The following is a 24,516-nucleotide window of genomic DNA, read 5'->3' as shown; positions in this document are numbered from 1 at the left end:
AATCGAATTCTAACGAATGACCGATTTCTGTCCCACTCTCTTTTTTGTACTATGTTCCAGACCTATCACTCACTATCAATCGTCTATTATTGACGGTAGAAATATTGATCGGCTGGATAGTTGCCTGCTGATTGGGTAATGACAAGACGTGCCTTGCTGGTGTCAGACTGGTCTCCATCTGGATTTTGGAAGCCAATTTTCAGCAGTCCGATCGCTGCACCGGTCTCACCCATCTTCATCTCAACATAAGGGATCTTGCTCTTCTTATCTGAGTCTGCTACAGCCTTAAGGCTTCCTTGACCCTTGACTTTTCCATCTGCTTGGATGACGATTTCAGCTCCCTTGCCATTGCGCCAAGTTCCGGCCAAGCTAGAGAAGTCACCACCGTTAATGGCTCCAATATCCAAGTCTTTCTCTTTTTTCGGTTGTGGGTAGGCTTTCCACCACTCTGGATGGTAATCACGGAAAGCCGCCTGACCAAAGAAGATCCGTCGTTCTTGCGAAACCACTCCATCAGGACCGGTTACACCCGCAGGAATCAAGTACAGGGTTTGTTCTTGCCCTTGGATAGCCGTCGCATTGGCCCCTACGAAATAAACTTCATAATAGCCCTTTCGCTTCTTCGGTTCCTTGTCTTTGTTGAGAAGATAATTAGCCCGAGTGCCTCCGCTCCAGAAAGTCCAACCTGTCTCTCCATTTACAATACTAGGGAAGGCACTGGTCTTGTTTTGGTAATATTCATCCGGCGTAAAACCATAGAGCTTAAAGCCTGAAGCCGCGATTTCTTTTTCATAGGAGTCATTGGAATAGCTCCCTTCAAACGGCGTGAGATTGCCATCAAGGACGACATCATTGGGATCCGTCGATTTGAAAAAATCCTCTCGATTGGCAAAGACCATCTCGTGGTCAGGATTTTTATCAGACATGGTCACCGTGATCAAGGGCTTCTTGTCCGTCTTGTATTTGAAGACACGAACCGTGACTGTAAAATCAGTGTTGCCATCTGACTTCTTCATCTTGCCTGTCGAGATTTTATTGGCCCCTTCAACCTTCCAATCCGTGCTAAAGGTCGCAGAGACTTTCCCATCATCCGTCTGGTAGTCAATCTTCCAAGACTTGTCCTTCTTTTCGATTTTAGCCGTATCCCGCTCATTGGAAACATACTCACCACTCAAATCAATCGCTTTTTCTTTTTGCTTGGTCGGTTTTTTAGTGGTTTGATTAAACTCCTTTTGATGATCTGGTTGGATGTTGGAGCTAGAGTAGAGATAAACTCCTCCAATCAGAACAGCTGCTCCGGCAAGCCCCAGAATCGGTATCAAGTATTTTTTCTTCCATTTAAGATTCATTTTTCTACCTCCATGGAATTCGATCTATACACTAGTATACCCTAAATCCAAAGTATAGTAAAATTCCCCTCCATGTAGTGTTTTTTTAGCTAGCAAGCTATTTTTCTCTTATGTTTGGAAAATTCATTGTTTTTCAAACAATATATTTTGTTTTTCATTATTTTTTTATTGTTTATCGATATTTTTTCTTGACTATTTTAAAAAAACAGGTATACTATAAGTGAAAAATAAATAAACTTCAAGGAGGTTTGCCATGAAAAACTCTAAAACCTTAAAGAACGTTATTGACGTTCTTACTGCCTTCATTTACTTCTGCGGGATTACAACAGTTCTTGCACTGGTCGTCCACCTACTGACACGCATGGGCTTCTTAAAAGAGCTTGTTCAATCAGGTCGCTTGTCCTTTGATGTCAATGGCATCCAGCTCTTCCCAAAAACTCCGCAGCCCCTCTGGCAGTTGCTCTTTCCACTAGCTTCAAGCGCTATCTATATTTTTCTTCTCATCACCATTCGTAGCTTCCTCCAAAATCTCTACCAAGAAAAGATCTTTTCTCACTCCAACATTGATCTTTGTAACCGAGCTTGGAAGATCCTCTTGGTCTTGTCCTTTCTGTCTGGCTCAATCGAAACTAGTGGCAATGCTCATCTTCTTCCCTTCACCTTCCGATTGACCTTTAACACGGGACTTCTCCTCTCTGTCCCAATTGTCTGGGCGCTTGGCAAGATTTTAGAGAGAGGGATTGCGATCGCAGAAGAAAATGAGCTAACTATTTAAGGAGGATGCCATGATTATCGTCAATCTAGATGTCATGCTGGCCAAGCGAAAGATGAAATCCAATGAGCTAGCTGACAAAATCGGCATCACCACAGCCAACCTTTCCATCCTCAAGACCGGCAAGGCCAAAGCCATCCGCTTCACCACTCTTGAAGCCATCTGCAAAGAACTGGACTGTCAGCCCGGAGATATCCTGGAATACCGGCCAGATGAATAGGTACTATATTCAGAATGTCATTGGAGACTTGCCTTAGGTGAGGACGGACGGTAGCGAATCCCTCTGGGATTCCATACCTAAGATTTGAGCCTACTGTCTCAAATCTTCCGAGAGTCTGAAACGAAAATGTTTCAGACTCTTTTCTCACTGTGGAAGTCTCCATTAACATTTATTACGAATAGAACTCATCTATCATCTTTGTAAAACCTAATGATGGGAACTATATCGATACAAGAAAAGCACTCCCGCGGGAGTGCTTGAGAGTGTAGACAATCTGTTCTTCCTTACACATCAAATAAATTCTATAAAAATAAAAAAATCATTCGTTAGAATTATTCAATCATCTACTGAAACTTTCCGCCGTGAGAAAAGTGCTAGAAACACTTTTGTTTCTAGCACTCGGGAGTTTTGGAACCTTAGTTCCAAAACTAAGTCATGGAACTTCTTCGAAGTTCGCTGACATCCGTACTCACCTAAGGAAAGTTTTTTAGATGACTTTTTCTTTGTCTATCGTTTACCCAATGATGCTTCCATTTGGTACAGATGGATCAACCGTTAAGACTGTTAATTGATCTCCGTATTCTGCGGAAAGAATCATGCCTTGGCTGACATATTTCTTCATCATCTTACGTGGTTTGAGATTAGCCACGATTTGGAGTTTCTTGCCGACCAATTCTTGTTCATTTGGATAGAATTTCGCGATACCAGAAAGGATTTGGCGGTCTTCGCCATCTCCTGCATCTAGGCGGAAGCGAAGCAATTTATCTGATCCTTCGACGCGTTCCACTTCTTTGACTTCTGCTACACGGATTTCAACCTTGTCAAAGTCTTCAAACTTGATCTCGTCTTTTTCAGATTTGAGTTCCACTTCTTCTGGAATCCATTCTTTTTCTTGTGGTTTACCAGCAGTCATTTGCGATTGGATGTAGGCAATTTCTTCATCCATATCCAGACGTGGGAAGATAGGAGTTCCTTTGGCCACCACTGTAATATTTTCAGGGAAGCCTGCTAGGGTCAAGTTTTCAAGATCGAAGTTCAAGCCCAAACCAAGTTGTTCCATGATGGCGTTTGAGGTATTCATCATGAATGGTTGGATGAGGTGAGCTACGACACGAAGGCTTGCTGCCAAGTGAGCCATGACCGCTGCCAATTGTTCCTTATCACCATCTTCTTTAGCAAGGACCCATGGAGCTGTCTCATCGATGTACTTGTTGGTACGAGAGATAATATTCCATACAGCTTCCAAAGCGCGTGGGTAATCCACCGCGTTCATTTGCTTGTGGTATTCAGCGATGTTTTCTTCGACTACCTTAGCCAAATCTGCATCAAATGCAGTCACGTTTTCGACATAAGCTGGAACTTGACCACCAAAGTACTTGTTGATCATGGCTACCGTCCGGTTGAGGAGGTTTCCAAGGTCATTGGCCAATTCATAGTTGATGCGAGCCACGTAGTCTTCTGGTGTAAAGGTACCATCTGAACCAACCGGCAAACTGCGCATGAGGTAGTATCGAAGTGGATCCAAGCCGAAGCGTTCCACCAACATTTCTGGGTAGATGACATTTCCTTTAGACTTAGACATCTTACCGTCTTTCATGACAAACCAACCATGACCAATCAAACGTTCTGGCAATTTGATGTCGAGCATCATGAGAAGGATTGGCCAGTAGATGGAGTGGAAACGAAGGATGTCTTTTCCGACCATGTGGAAGACGGTTCCGTTCCAGAATTTGTCAAAGTTTTCATGATCTTCTTGGCCATAACCAAGAGCTGTCACATAGTTAAGAAGGGCATCAAACCAAACGTAGACAACGTGTCTAGGATTGGATGGAACTGGGACTCCCCAGGTAAAGGTAGTCCGAGATACCGCTAAATCTTCCAAACCGGGTTCGATAAAGTTTTTCAACATTTCATTGAGACGGCCATCTGGCGTGATGAAATCCGGTTGAGATTTGAAAAATTCGACCAAGCGGTCTTGGTATTTGCTGAGACGAAGGAAATAAGATTCTTCAGAAACCCATTCTACTTCGTGGCCTGATGGGGCTACACCACCGATAACCTTGCCATTCTCATCACGGTAGACCTCAGCCAATTGGCTTTCTGTGAAGAACTCTTCATCAGAGACTGAGTACCAGCCAGAGTACTCACCCAGATAGATGTCGTCTTGCGCAAGCAAGCGTTCAAAGATCTGGGCCACCACTTTTTCATGGTAATCGTCTGTCGTACGGATGAATTTATCATATGAGATATCGAGTAATTGCCAGAGTTCTTTCACTCCAACGGCCATCCCATCTACATAAGCTTGTGGCGTGATCCCAGCTTCTTCTGCTTTTTGCTGGATCTTTTGACCGTGCTCATCAAGACCAGTCAGGTAGAACACATCGTAGTTCATCATACGTTTGTAACGCGCCAAGACGTCACAGGCGATCGTTGTGTATGCTGAACCAATGTGCAATTTACCAGATGGGTAATAGATAGGGGTTGTGATGTAGAATGATTTTGTCATGTTTCTTTTCCTTTCAGGGCTAATGGAACCCAATTTAGTAACACTTTATTATAACACTTTTAGGGAGCGCTGAAAACCCAAAACCAGCTAGGGGACTAGACAAGATAAACAAAAAAGCTGACCGAAGTCAGCTTTTTTACATTAACATTTTGCATATCATTAATAATAATAGGGCATGAACAATATTTAATCGATCAAACTTCTAACTCAGTTCATCACTAAAATTAGCCAATATACTTGTATATTACCAACTCATAATTAAACTTTATACAATTGATTCTAATTTTTCTTTATAACCTTAATTTGGCTACTGCCATCATGCGACTTGATGATAGCGAGTTGTTGGGCGATGCCTTCTTTCATGTCATCCACGTGGCTGATGACACCGACCATTCGGTTTTCACCGATTTGTTCCAGAACAGCGATGGCCTTGGTCAGGGCTTCCTTATCCAGTGAGCCAAAGCCTTCGTCGATGAAGAGAGCTTCGACAACAGCACCCTTGCTGGTATTTTGCACCACCTCTGAAAGGGATAGGGCAATAGCCAGTGCGGCGATAAAGGTTTCACCACCAGACAAGGATTTGACGGAACGCTCGTTACCTGTCAACTGGTCATAGACGTTGATGTCTAAACCAAAGTGATCACTCGCTTTACGTCCTTCTTCACTCAAGACAAAGGAATAGCGATTATCCGTTAAGAGACCGATGTAGTTGGCATTGGCATAATCCAAGATTTGTTGGAAATACTGACGGATAACATAGACTTCAAGATTGAGTCGCCCAGTTAGAGCTGTATTTTCTCCCTTAACCACCTTGACCAAATCACTGAGCTCTTGATGAGCCTTAAAGGCCTCCTGGTTGCTGTCTTGAAGGGTCTTAGCCGCTTGGTAGGTAGTCGTCGCATCCTCAAGCCCCTTCTCTATTACCAAAACCTGAGCATGCTGCTGATTATAGCTTTCCTGACAAGTCTCTACTGCTTGCGCTAGACTATCGAGATCTGGTTGTTCTTGATTTTGGAGAAGTTCTTGCCCCCTACAAATCTGGGTCTGTAATTCTTGTTTGAGCGTTGCATAGGTCGTTAATTGAGCCTGAAGCTTAGGAATATCTTGATTATCTACTTCATCAAGCCAGAGTTCGACCTGCTCTAAGTCATTGGTGAGGGCCCCTTCGGCCTTGAGACTTCGCTCTAATTCAGCAGATAATTGCTTAACGTCTTGTTCTGCCTTATCTTTAGACTTAGTTATACTCTCAAGCCGCCCCTTGATGCCTTGAATGTCAGCATGAAGTTGGTTGTAGGCTTCACCATTTTCCTTAACCTGTTTCTCATAGATGTCTAGCTCCTGATGAGCAAGGGAAATCCGTTCTTGATATACCTCAACAGACTCAAGCTCTGGGTGAGCTTCCTGCAAGTCCTCTAGGCGCTCTTTAGCTTGGTCAAGCACTACCTTGGCCTTTTGATAGGTTTTAGCCAAATCTGTCGCTTTTTCTTGAGCTTTACCTATCTTTTCTTGATATCGGACATAATCTGTCTCTTCCTTATCATAACGTTTTTGTAACTCTTGATAATACTTCTTAACCTTCAGGAGTAGGGCTTGCCCACGGTCAGTTTCATAGTCTTCTGAAAAATCAAAATCAAACTGTCCTGCAACTTGCCCCTTCAGTTCTTGGTAATGCTGTTCCAATGCTAGCTTAGCTTTTGCCACTTGGTCAAGCAAATCCTGACGTTTAGATTCGACCTCGCTCAAGGTAGCCTGACGATTTGACAAAGTAGCGGCTTGCTTTTCTTTTTGAGTTTGAAGCTCCTCCACCTGATTCATGAGATTTTTCAAGGCCACTTCATCAGCCTGTGCTCCACCAACATTAGGGTGTTCCAGAGCACCACAAACCACACAAGGCTGCCCCTCCTCTAACTCTGCTTGCAGTTGGGCAATCATGAATTGACGGCGGGAAGCCAAAGTCGTTCTTAACTCCTCTTCCAGTTTTCTGAGGCTTTCTTGGGCTTTGGTAATCTCCAAAGACCGGGCTTGGTGACGTTTTTCAGTCTCCGTCAACTCCTGATTCAAGTCCTCTATTTCTTTCAGGTCCTGAGCCAGTTGATTCTCCACACTGTAGTCCACAATCTGGAGGAGTTTTTCGGCCTCATGCAAACTCTCTAAACTAAGACGATTAGCCTCCAAGTCTGACAAGGACTTGTTAAGCATCTCAATCTCTTTCCTAGCCTGCTGATAGGTTTCTTCCAACTGCTTGTAGTTAATACTTGAACGTTTGATTTTCTCCTGTTCTTGGGCAAGACTATGGGCATAGATAATATCCTCTTTCCACGCTCCCAGTTTCTCTTTTTTAGACTTAACGTCCTCAAATTGAGCAGCAAGTTTCTCTTTTTTAGACTTAACGTCCTCAAACGCCTGCTGCTTTTCACTTAATGCTTCTTGAGCAATTTCAAAATCCTGCTCTAATTGATTCAACTGTTTCTGATATTGCTTCAAGGTCCGAATGGTTCCCTGTAGACCTTGAGCGAACTGTAATTCTTCCAGATGCGCTTTTGCCTCTGCCTGTTCCTGAGCCCCCTCTTCGATTTCCTGACGGTAACGCTCCTTAGCTTGCTCCAATTCTTGGAATATCTTTGCCACATCTTGCGCAGTTTGCAAGCTCTTATGCAGTTTGGCCAAATCCTCATGGGCATCCTTCAAGATGCTTTTCTGCTCTTCAAGATTTTCTTGACGTTGAGACAGAAACTCTTCAAGACGTGCCAATTTTTCAGAGACTGGCGTTTGGGCCAAGACGGCCAATTCTTCCCCAGACCAAATCTGACTGGCAAAATGACCATCTAGCTGAGCCTGGCGCTTATCCATATCCTTATTGCTCTGACGAAGACGGTCTTCCAAGCTCTTTTGAAAACGGTCAAAAATACCCGTTCCAAAGATTTTCTTTAAAATTTGAGTCTTAGTCTTGGAATCTTCTTTCAAGAAACGACTAAAATCATTTTGAGGTAGGAGGATAATCTGTTTGAACTGCTCGGCATTGAGTCCTAAAATCTGCTCAATCTGTTCACCAACTTCCTTGATTTTATCCCCAAGTTTTTCAATTTCTTGACCTCCAATCTTATCCACAATGACTAGAGAAGCCGTCGCTTTTTGCATGGTCGTACCACCGCCTCGCTTGGTCTTCTCTTGCTGGAGAATACGCTCGATGCGATAAAGATGGTTGCCTTGTTGGAAATAGAAAGTCACCTTGGTCAAATCATCCTCTGAACCAGCAAAGGTTGACCGCATCTCTTCGACATTACGATCACCACTGGTCGTAGCAAACAAAGCTACTGTCATGGCATCAAAGAGGGTACTCTTACCAGCCCCCGTGTCCCCACCAATCAAAAAGAGGGGAGCATGGTCAAACTGAGTGAAATTGATGACTTCCTTACGATAAGGTCCAAAATTGGTCAATTCTAACTGAACTGGTCTCATTGTCGACTCCTCTCAATCTCCTCAAAAATACTTTCCACAAGGGCAGTCTGTCTCTCAGACAAGACATCGCCCCCAGTCACTGTCTGGTAAAAATCAAATACGATTTCCTGAGGTGACTGCATTTCCAAATCTTTTAAGTGATGATTAACAGTCAAGTTTTCTTCCCTAACATCACCTAGACGACTGAAAGTAATTTCTACAATGTCTGTCCCATAAATTTCTTCCAGACGGGCACGCACATTGATGCCCTCTAATTCCTTACGACTGGACAGTTGAATATCAAAGGCAAACCAGGCTTTTTGACAAGGTTGCTCCTTATAAAATTCAGGTGACATCAAGGTTTCAAAAGGCTTCTGTAAGACCACAATCGGCCGTCTGACCTCTAGAGGATGGAAGGTCTGAGACAAATCACCAGACGCATCCAAATCCAGAATGTAGACACCCTTTTCTTCCTTACGCTTGGCTTCCTTGACATTAAAGGCGATTGGACTGCCTGAATATTGCACGCGCTTGGTAGGACTGGCAAAGCGCGTATGGATATGCCCTAAGGCCACATAATCGAAAGCTTTGAAAAGGTCACTGGTCACATTGGTAAGACCACCTACCGTATTGCTAGTTTCAGACAACATCAATTCCCGTAGATTTTGACCATCCCTATCATCCTTCTTAGAAACCGCGAAATGCGTCACCAAAATATGGGCTTTTTTAGGATCAAAAGCTTTTTCCATATCCTTTATAATGTAGGTCAAGGCATCACCAATCTTCTGAATTTCCTTATCCTTGTCGTCCTTATAGTAAATACGGGCATCAATAGGGTCGATGAAGGGAAGCAGGAAAATCTGGCAATCCCCCAACTCAAGTGGCTCAAAAGCCTCCTCCAAACGAGTGCTTAAATGAAGGCCCTGAGGTTGAAAGAAGTCACGCCCAAAATGCAAACGTTCAGCCCCGTCGTGATTACCACTGATAGCATAGACTGGAATCTGCTCTTCCAAGACCAAGCGGGCCAAGGTTTTATTAAAAAGTTTAATCGCATCCACAGGGGGCACCGCACGGTCATAGAGGTCCCCAGCAATGATGACTCCATCCACTTTTTCGCTAATAGCCAAATCCACAATTTGTTGAAAAGCCCACTCCTGCTCTTCTAATAAAGACCAGCCATTGAGGGTTCGACCCACATGCCAATCTGACGTATGTAAAAACTTCATTACAGTCTCCTAGTTCAGTCATATTCCTATTTTACAGGAAAACAACTCTTAAATTAAAAAGAGAGAACCAAACTGGTCCTCTCTCAATATCAGCTTATCATCAACCACTGTAGTTGACAATAAAACACTTAATCTTAAGTCTATAGACTCACTTTGAACTTACTTTCCAAGATAGTATTCTTTCACAACGTTCAATTTTTCGTCAAATTCGAATACCAATGGTGGGAAGTTAGGGATTTCTACACCCATGATTTCATCGTCTGACAAGCCTTTGATATGTTTTACAAGGGCACGGATTGAGTTACCGTGTGCTCCTACGAATACGTTTTTACCGTCTTTAAGAGCTGGAGCGATTTTATCTTCCCAGAATGGAAGAGCGCGTTCCAAGGTAACTTTCAAGTTTTCAGCATCTGGAATGACTGAGTCATCAAGTGAAGCGTAACGACGGTCTGTGTGTGCTGAATGTTCGTCATCATGTGCCATAGCAGGAGGCAATACATCGTATGAACGACGCCAGATGTGAACTTGTTCATCACCAAATTGTTCAGCAGCTTCTGCTTTGTTTTTACCAGTCAAACCACCGTAGTGACGTTCGTTCAAACGCCATGATTTTTCAACTGGAACCCAAAGTTGGTCAGATGCTTCAAGCGCAAGGTTTGTTGTTTTGATCGCACGTTTCAATACTGAAGTGTATGCTTGGTCAAATTCGATACCAGCTTCTTTGATCAATTTACCAGCGTCGATCGCTTGTTGTGTACCTTTTTCAGACAAATCAACATCAGCCCAACCAGTGAAAAGGTTAGCTTTGTTCCATTCAGACTCACCGTGGCGAGCAAAAACCAATTTTACCATTTGATGGATCTCCTTTTATTCTTCGAGGTTGTCCCCGTTTTTCTATTCTATTTTACTAGATTTCACATGAAAAAGCTAGTCCCGACGTTGGAAAAGTGCAATTTGTCACAAAAAAGAGCCTGACGGCTCTGGTTTCTCTCACTTTAATGTTTCTGACAGTCGGGGCAAATGCCATAGACCGTCATCTGGGTCTTGGTGATCAAATAGCCACTCTGACTGGCGGCTTCTTCACGAAGATCAGGCACATCGATTTCAACATCGGCAATGCGGCCACATTTTTCACAGACAACATTCAAATGTTCATGGCCCATGAAATCGAAATAGGTCGTGGTATCGTTTCGAACCTTGATCTCAGAAACAACCCCCTCGTCTATCAAAACTTTGATGTTGTTATATACGGTAGCCAAACTCATACCCGGAAATTGAGGCAACAAATCGCGATAAATCTTCTCAGCACTTGGATGTTCATGACTCGCCACTAGATAGGCTAGAACAGCTCTACGGGTATCCGTTATCCGAATGCCCTTGGTACGCAGACTCTGCAAGATTTCTTCTACACATTCTTCTTCCTTACGATGCAATGCGTTCACTATGTTTCCCCCTTTCCAAAGTTTATTTGGATCAACCGATCACCTTATTATAACATGTTTCAAGCTAAATTCTCTAATTAGAATGATTTTTTTTAAGGTCTATCGCTAAATCTTCGTGGTTCGAAATTGTTGGCAGTGAGCAAATAGCTAAACATATCAATTCCATCTCACTCTCAGCCAATCCAGCTGGTCATCCAACGCACGCTACCGAGAATGATCTTGACCACAAGGATCATAAAACAAAACTCCAGCACCCACCACAGGCCTTTTAGGAGATACAAAATAGGGCGAAGAAATAAGATGGCTACTAATCCTACAATCAAGCGCATAGCGGATCCTCTCTTTCGTATTTCTTATTATACGCTGAGAACCAAAGTCTGTCCAACAAAAAAGCATCCTAGAAAACTAGGATGACTTTTCAAAATGCAATTATTTAACTGCTTCTTTAAGAGCTTTACCAGCTTTGAATGCTGGAACTTTAGAAGCTGCGATTTTGATTTCTTTACCAGTTTGTGGGTTGCGACCTTTACGAGCTGCACGTTCACGAACTTCAAAGTTACCAAAACCGATCAATTGAACTTTTTCACCTTTTGCAAGGTAAGATGAAACTGCTGCAAATACAGCGTCAACTGCTGCTGCTGAGTCTTTCTTAGTCAATTCTGTAGCTTCTGCCACTTTTGCGATCAAATCTTGTTTGTTAGCCATTTAACAAATCCTCCAATTTTTTTTAGGCTTTACGCCTTAACAGTACTATAATATCTAAAAAATACCTTTAGGTCAAGTACAAAACCCATTTTTTCAAACTTTTATTAGACCTTATTCATATCGGACCAAAACGGCAAAGGCATTTTCACCTGTATGGGTTTGAATAATGGATCCAGTTTCTAGTACGGAAATGGATTTTTCCACTAAAGATTGGAGCTGAGCCTTCATTTCATTGGCCCAATCTGGTGTCCCTGCATACGAGATCCCAATTTCTGCTACCTTCTTGTGGGACAGTTTTTCTGTCAACTCATCCAACCATTTTTTAAAGGTTTTATTGCCACGTCCTTTAACAATTGGCTCAAGCTTGTCATCCTTCATCTCCATCACCACACGGATATTGAGAAGAGAGCTCAGGAGTCCTGAAACACGGCCAATCCGGCCACCTTTGACCAGATTTTCCAGAGTGGAAACCCCGATGAACAATTCTGTTTTTTCTTTGACCTCTTCGATACGGGCTAAGACAGTTTCTAGATCTGCTCCTTCTTTGGCCAATTTAGCTGCTTCAACCACTTGAAACTTCATCGCTTGGTCAGTGAAGCTACTGTCAATCACGGTCACATCCACTCCGGAGAGAGTCGCCCCTTGACGGGCTGCTTCTACTGTTCCTGACAAGATATGGGACATGTGAATCGAAACGATATGGGCCCCATCTGCAGCTAACTTTTCATACACCTCCGCAAAAACTCCAACCGGTGGTTGGCTTGTCTTGGGTAGATTTTTGCTAGACTGCATCAAGCGTAGAAAATCACCTTCTCCTAACTCACTATCTGAATAAAGGACTCCATCCACCATCACTGAAAGTGGCACAATGGTAATCCCATATGCTTCAACCACTTCAGGCTCAACCGTAACGGACGAGTCTGTCACTATTTTAATATTTGCCATATAATTCTATACTCTTCCTAAGAATGTTCTGCCTCCATTATACCAAAAAACAGCGGCTTTTGCATGGAAGGCTCTTAAACTCTGCTCTTAGTCGTCAGCTGCAGAAAAGCCTGTATTGTGAAGGACATGGTCTTGGACGATGCCTTGATCATCCAAGACCAAACCATGGAGAACACCACCATAGACAGCTCCCCCATCGACCCCCATTTTTTGGTCGGATATCCAAAGCTTTTCTGTTCCGATCGGTTCCTTGAGTAGGCCATAGACCGGAGTATGTCCAAAAACGATCCATTTCCCTGTATGGTTTTTAGCCTCATGGAATGGTTTTCGGATCCAGACCTTTTGGTAGTCCGTTGTTTCTCTCCAATTTTCAAGGGTTAGATCCACCCCAGCATGGACAAAGTAATAGGTCTCTGTCTCATAGTCAAAAGGTAAACTACGAATGAAGGCCACCAAGTCAGGAGCAGCATGCTCAACTGCTTGGGCATCCGCAATCCCATCCACAGGAGTATCAAGTGGTCGACCTAATAGTGAATTGATGGTCGTATCCCCACCATTTCTTCGGTAATGATCATAGCGTTCTTCTGGATTGTCCAGCCAAGCTAAAAACATGTACTCGTGGTTTCCAGAAAGACAAATAGCCCCGTGGTGGTCTACGTAGTCTTTTACAATCTCGATGGACCTTCTACTATCTTCACCACGGTCGATCAAATCCCCTAGAAAAACTAATTGAGCCTCTCCATCCCACTCTGTCATAAGCTCTTCAAGCATGTGGGCTTTTCCGTGAATATCTCCGACTACAAAGTATTCTGACATCGTTTTAATCCTTCTTTCTCTCTTACCGTTTCAGAAGTTGGGCTGCCTGTTGGCGAGCAGCTTCTGTGAGATCCTCACCTGCCAGCATCTTGGCAATTTCTTCAATGCGTTCTTCCTGATTTAAGAGGCGCACAGTCGATACAGTTGAGTGGGCATCACTAATTTTTTCAATATAGAATTGATAATCTGCTGCTGCAATGACTTGAGGTAGGTGAGAAATAGCAAGCACCTGCCCATTCTGGCCGATTTTGTGAATTTTCGCTGCAATGGCTTGGGCCACGCGCCCAGAGACACCTGTATCCACCTCATCAAAGACAATACTGGTTTTTCCTTCTTTTCGAGAAAAAGCAGACTTAATAGCCAACATCAAGCGAGATAATTCCCCACCAGACGCTACCTTGACAAGGGGTTTAAAGTCCTCACCTGGGTTGGTTGAAATATAAAACTCGACCGCTTCATTGCCCTCCCGATTGAACTTAGCCTTGCTAAAGCGCACTTGGAAACGAGCCTTGTCCATATAGAGGTCTGCTAATTCTTGTTGGATTTCATTTTCCAAAGCTTGGGCCAATGCATGCCGCTGATCACTCAAATCCTGAGCCAAGGTAACCAAACTCTTTTCCAAACGTTTGAGTTCTTTTTCCAAGTCCTCAGACGAGAGGTCACTTCCAGTGAGGAGGCTATATTCTTTAGTGATTTGCGCCAGGTATTCTAAGACGTCCTTGACTTGGCCGCCATACTTGCGCGTGATCGAGTGGATCAAATCCAAACGCGATTCCACCTGCATGAGGCGATTGCCATCAAACTCCAGACCATCAACCACATCTTCGAGGCGCTTGGTAATGTCCTCAAGGGCATAAAAGGTTTCCGCCAACTGGCCTGAGAGCTCTTTGTAGATTGGATCATATTCTTCGATACTTTCCAGATCGTTCATGGCTGATCGAACATTGGTGAGGCTAGAGAAATCTTCTGCATCTAGCATGGTATAGGCATTGGTGAGGGTATCGGCAATCATTTTGTGATTGAGCAGGCGTTGGCGTTCTTGCTCCAGACGCACATCCTCATCCACTTCCAAGGCAACTGCTTCAATCTCAGCAATTTGAAACTCAAGCATTTCAATCCGAGCCTTATTTTCCTGCTGGTTTCGCTGGAGTTCCACTACTTGTTTGCGCAGACGTTTGTAGTCTTCAAAGGTCTGACGGTAAGCGGCTTTGGTTTGGAAAAAGGCTGCGTCTCCAAATTCATCCAGCATGGCGATATGCAATTGGGGCCGCATAAGTTCTTCCTGATCATGCTGGCCATGGATATCCACCAAATGTTGCCCTACTGCCTTTAAGACAGACAAATTCACCATCTGACCATTGATTCGACTGACACTACGGCCATTTTGCAAGATCTCACGGCGAATGATCAACTCATCAGTCCACTCTAACCCTTGCTCTTCAAAAATAGCCGTCAAGTGGCGGTTGCTCTCCACGCTGAAGAGGCCTTCGATCTCGGCTTTTGGCGCTCCGTGGCGAATGACATCCATCGTTGCACGGCTCCCCAGCATCATGTTCATAGCATCGATAATGATGGATTTCCCGGCACCCGTTTCCCCCGTCAGTACCGTCATTCCCTTTTCAAAATTGAGAGAAATCTCTTCGATAATGGCGAAGTTCTTAATCGAAATTTCTAATAGCATTGGCTCTTACCACCCAAAGATCGATCTAATAATATTCTCTGCTTCTGGGGCGGAATGGGCTAGGATTAAAATGGTGTCATCATCAGCAACAATGCTAAAGATATGGTTTTTATAGATATCTCGCAAGCGACGTTTGACCAAGGGGGCTGTTCCTGGCACCATGGTCAAATTCACAAATTCTCCCATTCGACGGTGCGACAAGATATTGCTTTCAATCATCCCAATCCCTTGATGGTGCTTGCGGGGCAATTCATAAACATAGGTCATGTCTTTCAAAGGGCGTTTGACAATTCCTAATTCCTTGATATCACGTGACACCGTCGCCTGAGTTGCTGAAATGCCTTCTTCTTTCAAATGTTCTACGATTTCTTCTTGCGTCCCTACTTCATGATCGCGAATGAAGCGACGAATTTTTTCCAATCGGATATTCTTACTCTTCATGTTTAAATTCTCCATGTGCCTGATCTACCACAGCTTGAAGCTCTTCAGTAGTCGGCATTCTTTTTTCTTCTTTCTTTTCTAAATACATTAAAAATTCAATATTGCCATGGCCTCCTTGAATAGGAGAATAGTCCATTCCCATCACAGAAAAACCATGTTCCCCAGCAAAAGTGGCTACTTTTTCAAGGACTGCCAGATGGACCTTGGGATCCTTTACGATACCGTGCTTGCCGATCTGCTCACGTCCTGCTTCAAACTGAGGTTTGACTAGGGCCACCACTTGCCCATGATCCGCCAAAATCCGGTGAAGAGCTGGCAAAATCAAGTCCAAGGAAATAAAGCTGACATCGATACTCGCAAAGCTCGGTGTCGCTTCAAAATCATCTGGCTGGGCATAGCGGAAATTGAACTGTTCCATCGAGACTACCCGAGGATCATTGCGCAATTTCCAAGCCAACTGATTGGTCCCTACATCCACCGAAAAGACCTGGCTGGCTCCATTTTGCAGCATGACATCTGTAAAGCCACCCGTAGAAGCTCCAATATCAATGGCAATCTTGTCCTCTACAGTTAAGCCAAATTGGTTCAAGGCTTTTTCTAATTTGAGGCCGCCCCGGCTGACATACTTGAGCTTTTCACCCTTTAATTTCAACTCGGTCGCTTCATCAATTTTTTCACCCGGTTTATCGAAGCGCTCCCCATTGATAACGGCAACGACAAGGCCAGCCATGACCCCTCTTTTGGCTTGTTCACGGGTGTCAAACAGGCCCTGTTTGTAGGCTAATACATCCACTCTTTCCTTAGCCATGTATACGTAATCCTTCTATTAATTTCTTGATTGCTTGCGGATGAAAGGCGCAGATAGCGACTAACTGATCCAACAAATCCCCGCAAGCATCCAATTCTCTTTCAAGCAATGCTTTTGATGCTTCCAATCCCAAGAGGGCTGGATAGGTTGATTTTTCAGCCACTAAGTCCTTTTGAGGGGTCTTGCCCAGAGCTTCAAAATCAGCCACCAAATCCAAGATATCGTCCCGCACTTGAAAGGCGAGACCTAATTTTTGCCCGAGCTGTTTCAAAAGCTGACGAATGTCTGCTTCTAGTTCTAAAATAGACCCCGCTGCAATAAATGGATAGGCGAGGAGTCGTCCTGTCTTATTTGCATGGATGGTCTGTAATTCCTCTAAGGTGAGCTGTTTGTGCTCCCCTTCCATATCCAGGACTTGGCCAGCGACCATTCCACGACTCCCTGAAGCATCTGACAATTCAAGGATTAATGCTACTTTAACCGTATCTGGAAGCTGACTTGTTGCAATCATCCCAAAAGGATCGAGAAAAAGCGCATCTCCCGCTAAAATCGCCAAGTCTTCTCCAAACTTTTTATGATTGGTCAATTGGCCCCGGCGGTAATCATCATCGTCCATAGCAGGCAGATCATCATGAATGAGGCTGCCAGTATGAACCATCTCCAAAGCTCCTGCCACTTGAAAATGGGCATCCGTCAAATCCTGACCAAAAGCTTCTAACAATTCAAGAAGAAGCAAGGGGCGCAGGCGTTTGCCACCGGCCTGGATCGAATAAAGGACTGAGTCCACTAAATGGGGAGCGACCGTTTTTTCCTCATAAAAAGAGCGAATGGCTTCTTCTACTCTGTTTCGTTTTTCTTCTTGTCTCATGCTAGATCTGCTTCAGTGCCGTCTGCTTGCATGACCTTGACCAAAGTTTTCTCTGCTTGATCTAAGGTATCTTGCAATGCTTTTGACAACTTCATTCCTTTTTGAAATTCTGTAAGGGCCTCTTCTAGAGCCACATCACCACTTTCCAATTTTTGGACAATGGCTTCCAAATCTGCTAGATTTTCTTCAAACTTTTTTTCTTTCGACATGTTTTACCTCTACTTCTAACTGACCATCTCTCATGATGAGGGACAGCGGGTCTCCTTCTTTTACTTTCGCCACCGAATCCAATACTCGATCGTCTTGCTTGACCATGGCATAGCCACGCGCAATAATCCGGCTGGTATCTAGCATCAAGAGAGCCTCAGATAAGCTTTGTACCTTTACTTTTTGCTCTTTTAAGATTTGTTCCATTCGGTTGGTTAAGATGCGCTTATCTTGGAGGACACGATCCTGATAGCGCTCGATACGATGCAGGGGAGCCGTTGCTTCTAAACGATGACGCAGACCTTGAAGCTGCGTTGTCCCTTTTCCATAAGTATCACGCATCCCTTGTTTCAATCGCAATTGCAACTGGTCAATCTTTTGCAAGTAGCCATCATAGAGTCTTTCGGGTTGCCTAAAAATAACGGATTGGCTCAATTTGGCCAACCGTTCACGGTTATAGGCCAAGCGATTGGACATGGCCGTTGCCATGCGGTTTTCCTGCTTTTGTAAATGGGACAGCAGGTCTAATTTGGTCACTGGAGTGGCCAATTCAGCAGCTGCTGTCGGAGTAGCAGCTCGTCGGTCTGCTACAAAATCGGCTAGAGTCGTATCTGTCTCATGCCCAACACTGGAGATAATCGGAATCCGTGATTCAAAGATCGCTCGTACCACCGCTTCTTCATTAAAAGCCCAGAGGTCTTCAATCGAGCCACCCCCACGACCAATAATCAAGACATCCAAATCCTCCCGTTGGTTGGCCCTTTGAATATTGGCAACTACCTCACTGGCGGCACCTTCTCCTTGAACCTTTGTCGGGTAGAGCACAATGCCCACACCTGGAAAACGACGGCTCACCGTTGTGATAATGTCACGAATCACAGCCCCACTTTGACTGGTGACCACCCCAATCTTTCTTGGAAATTGCGGCAAAGACTGTTTCCACCGTTCCTGAAAGAGCCCTTCTTCCGTCAGCTTTTTCTTGAGTTGCTCAAATTGGATAGCTAAGGCCCCTACCCCATCTGGTTCCGCCTTTTCGATGACAATGGAATAACTGCCACCTGGTTCATAAAGCTGAATACGGCCAATGACGTTGATCTTCATCCCTTCTTCCAGCTCAAAACCAAAACTGCGATACACCCCAGCCCAGACAGTCGCCTGAATCACCGCTTTTTCATCCTTTAGGGAAAAATACTGGTGGTTGGGACGCTTTCGGAAGTTTGAAACCTGACCCGTCAGATAGACCCGCTCCAAATAGGGATCCTTATCAAATTTTAATTTCAAATATTTGGTCAAACTTGATACGGATAAATAGTTGGACATGTGAACTCCTTTCTGTAGCATATGATCAAGTTTAATTATACCAAAAATCATTCAAAAAAGGCTGGTAGACAAAGCGAAATCATGAATTTCCTTTCTCTACAAGCCACATTTTATTCAAGCTAGGTCTGATCGTATTGATTTGAAACTGAAAGTTTTTACAAGGGATCAGCACAAGGGTATCCATCCGACTTTGTAACTAATGGTTGCTGTTTTGAGTGAGCCTTACTTTTATCCAGCTAGTACCTTTACTCCTAAACTCTTTCGTCAGCAAAAGTCACTCCACTTCTTCATCCATCTTGGGATTTCTTTGCTGATGCTTGTCGGTAGAACCACATAAGCCTCCTTGCTCAAGTCTTCAGCAATCGCTGAATGAAGGTAGGTCGCGACCACCACGCGCTCATAGAGACTGACCTGTGGAAATTGACCTGCAAAGCCTGCAATCATGCCTGCCAAGGTATCGCCCATGCCACCTGTTGCTTGATAGGGACCACCAACATCTAGCTGATAGCCCTCTTCTGTCCCACTTGTCCAAATGCGTGTGTGGGGCCCTTTTTCTACAACGACTGTTCCTTTAGGAAAGTGCTGTACTGCTCTTTGGCTTCTCTCTTCCGTCTGACTTGTGAGATCAAGCCCTGACAGTTTTTCCCACTCTTTTTGATGAGGGGTAAAAACCAGCTGAGCTTCTGGCAAGTCAAACTGAGAGCTTGAGAAAAGACTAATAGCCCCCCCATCTAAGATCAAGACTTGCTGGCTAGAGACTTGCTCAAAAATCATTTGCAAGACTGCTAGGTTTTCATGCGATTCCTTTAAGCCCGGACCGACAAGAATGACACTGGCTTTTTGAATCTGCTCTCGAAGAAGATCCTGATCTGCCAGATCAAAGCCCATGGCTTCAGGAAGATGGCTGTGAAGAGCCGTCAGATTGTCAGGATCTGTTGCAACAGTGACCAGACCTGCACCACTATGAACCGCAGCGAGTGCCGCCATAATGATGGCTCCCCCATAGGGATAGGTTCCTCCGATCAGGAACAGGCGACCAAAATCGCCCTTATATGACTTGGCCTCTCGCTTGATAATAACCCGCTGAATCTCGTCTTTCTGAACTGTTCTCATACCTTCCTCATTTCTAGCGAAAAAGGAGAAGCCACGACTCCCCCTCCTTCTTTTATTTTCCTCTAAATTCTGCGAAGACTTGCAAGATCTTAGCAGCCACAGCTTGTGGTTGATTTTGTTTGGCTATTAATTGATCATCTGCATAGGGAGAAAGAGCCGGAAAATCACCAATTTGAACCGCATAAAGAGCTTTTTCAAAGAATTCAATATCGTTTTGATCATTACCAAAAGCTACAAAGTTCTCACCGCATAACTCTTCTACCGTTGAAGCTTTATGGGTATCTGCCGGATTGAGGTAGATACATTTTTCATGCGCGTGATAGCGAATGTGGGCCTTGTTTGTCTTTTCGATTCGCTCAACAATCTCATCCACCAATTCCTCATGACCCCCCATATAGATCACGACTTTGATCGGATCTGTCAGCTCTCCTAAAGAACGATACTGGGCTTTATTGAGAGGATCGACACCCGTATAGAAGGGAATTTTTTCTAAAATCTGTCCGCTATAATCAAAGGTATCATCCACGAAAAACGGCAGATTGTAATGGCGACAAAAGCCAAGGACTTGCCGGTACACATCCTTGTCCAAGTAGTCCGCATGAACCAATTGGCCTTGATGATAGGCAACACCGCCATTTAAGCCAATCACAAGCTTTTGGCACAACTCATCACCTAAAAGCCCTAAGCAATCCCGATAGGAACGCGCAGAAGCAAAGGCAACTTCATGGCCAAATTCTTCTGCTCTTACTAAGACCTGTTTGATTTCATCATCGATTGTGACACCATCGAACGACAGGGTTCCATCTAAATCAAAAACAAACTTCATCTTGCTCACACTTTCATTATTTTACGCTACGAACAGCTGCTTCGTAGGTTTGCTCCATCAGCATGGTAATGGTCATAGGACCAACCCCTCCAGGTACTGGAGTAAGGTGACTAGCTATCGGGGAAACTGCGTCAAAATCGACATCCCCACACAATTTGCCATCCTCATCACGATTCATCCCGACGTCAATGACCACTGCGCCTTCTTTTACGAAGTCCGCTGTTACAAATTTTGCACGACCGATCGCAACCACCAGGATATCCGCTGTCTTCGCAATTTTGGCTAGATGATGGGTCCTCGAATGGGTCAAGGTAACCGTCGCATTCTTGGCCAAAAGCAATTGAGCCATTGGTTTTCCAACAATATTGGAGCGGCCAATTACAACTGCTCGCTTGCCTTCTAACTCTATCCCATATGCTTTAAACATCTCCATGATCCCAGCCGGAGTCGAAGGGACCATGACAGGATTACCAGCCCATAAGCGTCCCATATTTAAGGGATGAAAGCCATCCACGTCTTTAGCAGGATCAATCGCCAATAGGACTGCCTCATCATCGATATGCTTGGGAAGGGGCAATTGCACCAAAATCCCATGCCACAGAGGGTCTTGATTGTATTGTTCGATCAACTCTAATAACTCATGTTGTTGAATCGTCTCAGGGAGTCGCACGACCTCACTGCGAAAGCCTGCAGCGATAGCAGAACGTTCTTTATTACGGACATAAACCTGGCTAGCAGGATTCTCTCCTACTATGATCACCACGAGGCCAGGTACAACTCCGGTCTCTTCTGTTAGTCGCGCTGTTTTTTCAGCCAACTCTCCCTGTAGTTTTGCAGCCAATGCCTTTCCATCAATCAGTATCGCCATATCCATTCTCTTTCTAGTTATTTAATGAAAATAATTCTTTCCCATTATAGCAGATTTCCGCTCTCAAACCTAACTGTTCCTACTTAGAATTTCCTATAGACGAAAACTATAGCTAGATGGACAAAAAATGAGCTTGAGACCACCCCAAACTCATCCACTGTACTGTATTAATAAAGCAATTCGTAAATTTCGATTGCAATCAAATCAATGCTATCAAATGTATAGGTTTCACGTGCTTCTACATCGCGAAGAGTAAAGGTTGAACCTTCTTCCTCGTTGTGGTTGTATGCTACTTCAGCAACAACAACACCATCACGTTCAAAATTACGCTTTAGGTTTCCACCATCTTTGGTCATTGTTTCCAAACGGTTGATAATCCGTACTAAATGTGATTCCATTTTATTTCTCCTCTTTACTTTCTACTCTCCTATTTTATCACAAAAGAGAAAGCTCTTCCAATAAAAATTCACATTTTTCCCTTGATTTCCGGTCTCCACCCCCAATTCTTGACATTCCGTAGCAAATTCTTGCAAACTTTTAGAATACTGATATAATAAAACTAGAAAAACTTTGACTATTTTTGACCATTATCAAAATAGTGCGATGATCTTGGCTCAAAGCCATCGAAAACCTATTGTGAGGTATGTTTATGCTTTGTCAAAATTGTAAAATAAATGAATCCACTATCCATTTATACACCAATGTAAATGGTCGCCAGCAGCAAGTGGACCTCTGTCAAAATTGCTATAAAATTATGAAAACAGACCCAAATAACAGCTTCTTGAAAGGAATGACCCAACGGAGCCAACTCACTGGAGATCCCTTCGAAGATTTTTTCAATAACCTTGGAAACTTCCAGGGCCCTCAAGAACCACCTACACCTCCGACCCAATCTGGAGGAGGCTATGGAAATGGTGGCTACGGTCAAAACAACCATCGGGAAAGTGCTCCAGATCCACGACAAGTACGCCCTCAAAAACCAAAAGGTCTTTTAGAGGAATTCGGTATCAATGTCACAGAGATTGCGCGTAACGGCAATGTCGATCCAGTCATTGGGCGCGACGAAGAAATCATTCGTGTCATTGAAATTCTTAACCGCAGAACCAAGAACAATCCCGTCCTCATTGGAGAACCGGGTGTTGGTAAAACAGCCGTTGTTGAAGGATTAGCCCAAAAAATTGTGGATGGAGATGTCCCTGATAAACTGCAAGGAAAAGAAGTCATTCGATTAGATGTTGTCAGCCTTGTCCAAGGTACAGGGATCCGAGGCCAGTTTGAAGAACGCATGCAAAAATTGATGGAAGAAATTCGTCAACGTCAAGACGTCATTCTCTTCATTGATGAAATCCATGAGATTGTCGGAGCTGGTTCTGCCGGTGATGGCAATATGGATGCCGGAAATATCCTCAAACCTGCCCTCGCTCGTGGTGAATTGCAACTAGTTGGGGCTACTACTCTTAATGAGTACCGGATCATTGAAAAGGATGCTGCCCTGGAACGTCGGATGCAGCCTGTTAAGGTCGATGAGCCAACGGTAGAGGAAACCATTACCATTCTTAAAGGGATCCAAAAAAGATACGAAGATTATCACCACGTTCACTATACTGACGGAGCCATCGAAGCTGCGGCTACTCTTTCCAACCGTTATATTCAAGACCGCTTCCTACCAGACAAGGCTATTGACTTGCTAGACGAAGCTGGCTCTAAGATGAACTTAACTTTGACCTTTGTAGACCCTAAGGTCATTGATCAACGCTTGATTGAAGCTGAAAATCTCAAAGCGCAAGCAACTCGCGACGAAGATTTTGAAAAAGCAGCCTACTTCCGTGACCAGATTGCTAAGTATAAGGAAATGCAAAAGACTAAGGTAACGGATCAAGACACTCCTATTATTAGCGAAAAGACGATTGAGCATATCATTGAGCAAAAAACCAATATTCCAGTTGGCGATTTGAAAGAAAAAGAACAATCACAACTCATCCACCTAGCAGAGGATCTCAAGTCTCATGTTATTGGACAAGATGATGCAGTGGATAAGATTGCCAAGGCGATCCGTCGGAACCGTGTCGGTCTAGGGTCTCCTAATCGTCCAATTGGTAGTTTCCTCTTTGTTGGTCCGACAGGCGTCGGAAAGACCGAGCTTTCGAAGCAACTAGCTATCGAACTCTTTGGTTCTGCGGACAGCATGATTCGTTTTGATATGAGTGAATACATGGAAAAACACAGCGTTGCCAAACTCGTCGGTGCTCCTCCAGGATACGTTGGCTACGATGAAGCTGGACAATTGACTGAGAAAGTGCGGCGAAACCCCTACTCTCTCGTTTTGTTAGATGAAATCGAAAAAGCCCATCCAGATGTCATGCACATGTTCCTCCAAGTCTTGGATGACGGCCGTTTGACAGATGGTCAAGGTCGCACTGTCAGCTTTAAAGATACCATTATCATTATGACCTCCAATGCTGGCACAGGAAAGACAGAGGCAAATGTCGGCTTCGGAGCAGCGCGCGAAGGGCGCACCAACTCTGTGCTTGGAGAACTCGGTAACTTCTTTAGCCCTGAATTTATGAACCGTTTTGATGGCATCATTGAGTTCCAAGCTCTATCAAAAGAAAACCTTCTTCAAATTGTTACCCTTATGTTAGACGAAGTCAATCATCGTCTCGCGCAAAACGAGATTCATCTGGACGTGACAGAGAAGGTCAAGGAAAAACTGGTTGACCTTGGATACGATCCAAAAATGGGTGCACGCCCACTCCGTCGTACCATTCAAGACTATATCGAAGATGCGATTACCGACTACTACCTTGAAAATCCAAATGAAAAACAACTAAAGGCCGTTATGACCAGCAATGGGCATATCAGTATCAAAGCCGTTCATAAAACGACCGAAAAAGCATCAGAATCCTAATCAGGAAAAGGAGGCTGGGACAAAAGTCCTAGCCTCTTCTTGTCTTTGGATTGTCGA

The 24,516-nt window shown here is 44.1% G+C and carries 22 protein-coding genes; 3 read left to right on the top strand and 19 right to left on the bottom strand.

The window, feature by feature from the left end:
- Positions 1-86: 86 nt before the first annotated feature.
- Positions 87-1,349: a DUF6287 domain-containing protein gene (locus BTU61_RS02600; RefSeq protein ID WP_200772215.1), complete on the bottom strand. Its 1,263-nt coding sequence runs from the start codon at positions 1,347-1,349 to the stop codon at positions 87-89.
- A 253-nt stretch (positions 1,350-1,602) separates the two neighbouring features.
- On the opposite strand from BTU61_RS02600, the gene BTU61_RS02595 reads away from it, so the two are divergent.
- Both BTU61_RS02595 and BTU61_RS02590 read left to right on the top strand, forming a co-directional pair.
- Complete coding sequence (locus BTU61_RS02595) at positions 1,603-2,124, top strand: DUF2975 domain-containing protein (RefSeq protein ID WP_200772214.1); 522 nt, start codon at positions 1,603-1,605, stop codon at positions 2,122-2,124.
- A 10-nt stretch (positions 2,125-2,134) separates the two neighbouring features.
- A complete protein-coding gene (locus tag BTU61_RS02590) occupies positions 2,135-2,341 on the top strand; it encodes a helix-turn-helix domain-containing protein (RefSeq protein ID WP_003006064.1) in 207 nt (68 codons plus the stop codon).
- 514 nt (positions 2,342-2,855) lie between these two features.
- Here BTU61_RS02590 and metG read toward each other — a convergent pair.
- The 18 genes from metG to BTU61_RS02500 form a co-directional block, all read right to left on the bottom strand.
- The gene (gene metG, locus BTU61_RS02585; protein ID WP_200772213.1) at positions 2,856-4,847 is read right to left on the bottom strand and encodes a methionine--tRNA ligase; all 1,992 of its coding nucleotides are present in this window, start codon (positions 4,845-4,847) and stop codon (positions 2,856-2,858) included.
- Between the two features lie 279 nt (positions 4,848-5,126).
- Positions 5,127-8,306 carry an AAA family ATPase gene (locus tag BTU61_RS02580; protein ID WP_200772212.1) on the bottom strand — a complete coding sequence of 1,060 codons (3,180 nt, stop codon included), beginning with the start codon at positions 8,304-8,306 and terminating at the stop codon, positions 5,127-5,129.
- Positions 8,303-9,511, bottom strand: a complete 1,209-nt coding sequence (locus BTU61_RS02575; protein ID WP_200772211.1) for an exonuclease SbcCD subunit D — start codon at positions 9,509-9,511, stop codon at positions 8,303-8,305. The genes BTU61_RS02580 and BTU61_RS02575 overlap by 4 nt, the downstream gene beginning before the upstream one ends.
- Before the next feature lie 159 nt (positions 9,512-9,670).
- Positions 9,671-10,363, bottom strand: coding sequence for a phosphoglycerate mutase (locus BTU61_RS02570; protein ID WP_187540851.1), 693 nt, complete (start codon positions 10,361-10,363; stop codon positions 9,671-9,673).
- A 143-nt stretch (positions 10,364-10,506) separates the two neighbouring features.
- Positions 10,507-10,953: a Fur family transcriptional regulator gene (locus BTU61_RS02565; RefSeq protein ID WP_200772210.1), complete on the bottom strand. Its 447-nt coding sequence runs from the start codon at positions 10,951-10,953 to the stop codon at positions 10,507-10,509.
- A gap of 429 nt (positions 10,954-11,382) precedes the next feature.
- The gene (locus tag BTU61_RS02560; RefSeq protein WP_187540846.1) at positions 11,383-11,658 is read right to left on the bottom strand and encodes an HU family DNA-binding protein; all 276 of its coding nucleotides are present in this window, start codon (positions 11,656-11,658) and stop codon (positions 11,383-11,385) included.
- A gap of 111 nt (positions 11,659-11,769) precedes the next feature.
- Entirely contained in the window at positions 11,770-12,603 is an 834-nt protein-coding gene (locus BTU61_RS02555) for a DegV family protein (protein ID WP_200772209.1), read from the bottom strand.
- 87 nt (positions 12,604-12,690) lie between these two features.
- Positions 12,691-13,419 carry a metallophosphoesterase gene (locus tag BTU61_RS02550; protein WP_200772208.1) on the bottom strand — a complete coding sequence of 243 codons (729 nt, stop codon included), beginning with the start codon at positions 13,417-13,419 and terminating at the stop codon, positions 12,691-12,693.
- A gap of 22 nt (positions 13,420-13,441) precedes the next feature.
- Positions 13,442-15,100 carry a DNA repair protein RecN gene (gene recN / locus BTU61_RS02545; RefSeq protein WP_200772207.1) on the bottom strand — a complete coding sequence of 553 codons (1,659 nt, stop codon included), beginning with the start codon at positions 15,098-15,100 and terminating at the stop codon, positions 13,442-13,444.
- A gap of 6 nt (positions 15,101-15,106) precedes the next feature.
- Entirely contained in the window at positions 15,107-15,541 is a 435-nt protein-coding gene (locus BTU61_RS02540; protein WP_200772206.1) for an arginine repressor, read from the bottom strand.
- Positions 15,531-16,349 carry a TlyA family RNA methyltransferase gene (locus BTU61_RS02535; protein WP_200772205.1) on the bottom strand — a complete coding sequence of 273 codons (819 nt, stop codon included), beginning with the start codon at positions 16,347-16,349 and terminating at the stop codon, positions 15,531-15,533. The genes BTU61_RS02540 and BTU61_RS02535 overlap by 11 nt, the downstream gene beginning before the upstream one ends.
- Positions 16,342-17,217 (bottom strand): polyprenyl synthetase family protein, encoded by an 876-nt coding sequence (locus BTU61_RS02530; RefSeq protein WP_200772204.1) that lies wholly within the window; start codon positions 17,215-17,217, stop codon positions 16,342-16,344. The genes BTU61_RS02535 and BTU61_RS02530 overlap by 8 nt, the downstream gene beginning before the upstream one ends.
- Positions 17,214-17,426, bottom strand: a complete 213-nt coding sequence (locus BTU61_RS02525; RefSeq protein WP_200772203.1) for an exodeoxyribonuclease VII small subunit — start codon at positions 17,424-17,426, stop codon at positions 17,214-17,216. The genes BTU61_RS02530 and BTU61_RS02525 overlap by 4 nt, the downstream gene beginning before the upstream one ends.
- A complete protein-coding gene (gene xseA / locus BTU61_RS02520; protein WP_200772202.1) occupies positions 17,404-18,744 on the bottom strand; it encodes an exodeoxyribonuclease VII large subunit in 1,341 nt (446 codons plus the stop codon). The genes BTU61_RS02525 and xseA overlap by 23 nt, the downstream gene beginning before the upstream one ends.
- Before the next feature lie 264 nt (positions 18,745-19,008).
- Positions 19,009-19,857, bottom strand: a complete 849-nt coding sequence (locus BTU61_RS02515; RefSeq protein WP_200772201.1) for an NAD(P)H-hydrate dehydratase — start codon at positions 19,855-19,857, stop codon at positions 19,009-19,011.
- Positions 19,858-19,909: 52 nt separating this feature from the next.
- Positions 19,910-20,683 carry an HAD hydrolase family protein gene (locus tag BTU61_RS02510; protein ID WP_200772200.1) on the bottom strand — a complete coding sequence of 258 codons (774 nt, stop codon included), beginning with the start codon at positions 20,681-20,683 and terminating at the stop codon, positions 19,910-19,912.
- 16 nt (positions 20,684-20,699) lie between these two features.
- A complete protein-coding gene (locus tag BTU61_RS02505) occupies positions 20,700-21,551 on the bottom strand; it encodes a bifunctional methylenetetrahydrofolate dehydrogenase/methenyltetrahydrofolate cyclohydrolase (RefSeq protein WP_200772199.1) in 852 nt (283 codons plus the stop codon).
- 167 nt (positions 21,552-21,718) lie between these two features.
- Positions 21,719-21,949 carry a DUF1797 family protein gene (locus tag BTU61_RS02500; protein WP_187540835.1) on the bottom strand — a complete coding sequence of 77 codons (231 nt, stop codon included), beginning with the start codon at positions 21,947-21,949 and terminating at the stop codon, positions 21,719-21,721.
- Between the two features lie 251 nt (positions 21,950-22,200).
- Between BTU61_RS02500 and BTU61_RS02495 the strand changes: the two genes are divergently transcribed.
- A complete protein-coding gene (locus BTU61_RS02495; protein WP_200772198.1) occupies positions 22,201-24,459 on the top strand; it encodes an ATP-dependent Clp protease ATP-binding subunit in 2,259 nt (752 codons plus the stop codon).
- The last annotated feature ends 57 nt before the right edge of the window (positions 24,460-24,516 follow it).

The organism is Streptococcus lactarius, assembly GCF_016642265.1.
GTDB lineage: Bacteria > Bacillota > Bacilli > Lactobacillales > Streptococcaceae > Streptococcus > Streptococcus lactarius.
The sequence above is the reverse complement of the archived record's forward strand: the minus strand, read 5'-3'. Positions and strand labels throughout refer to the sequence as shown.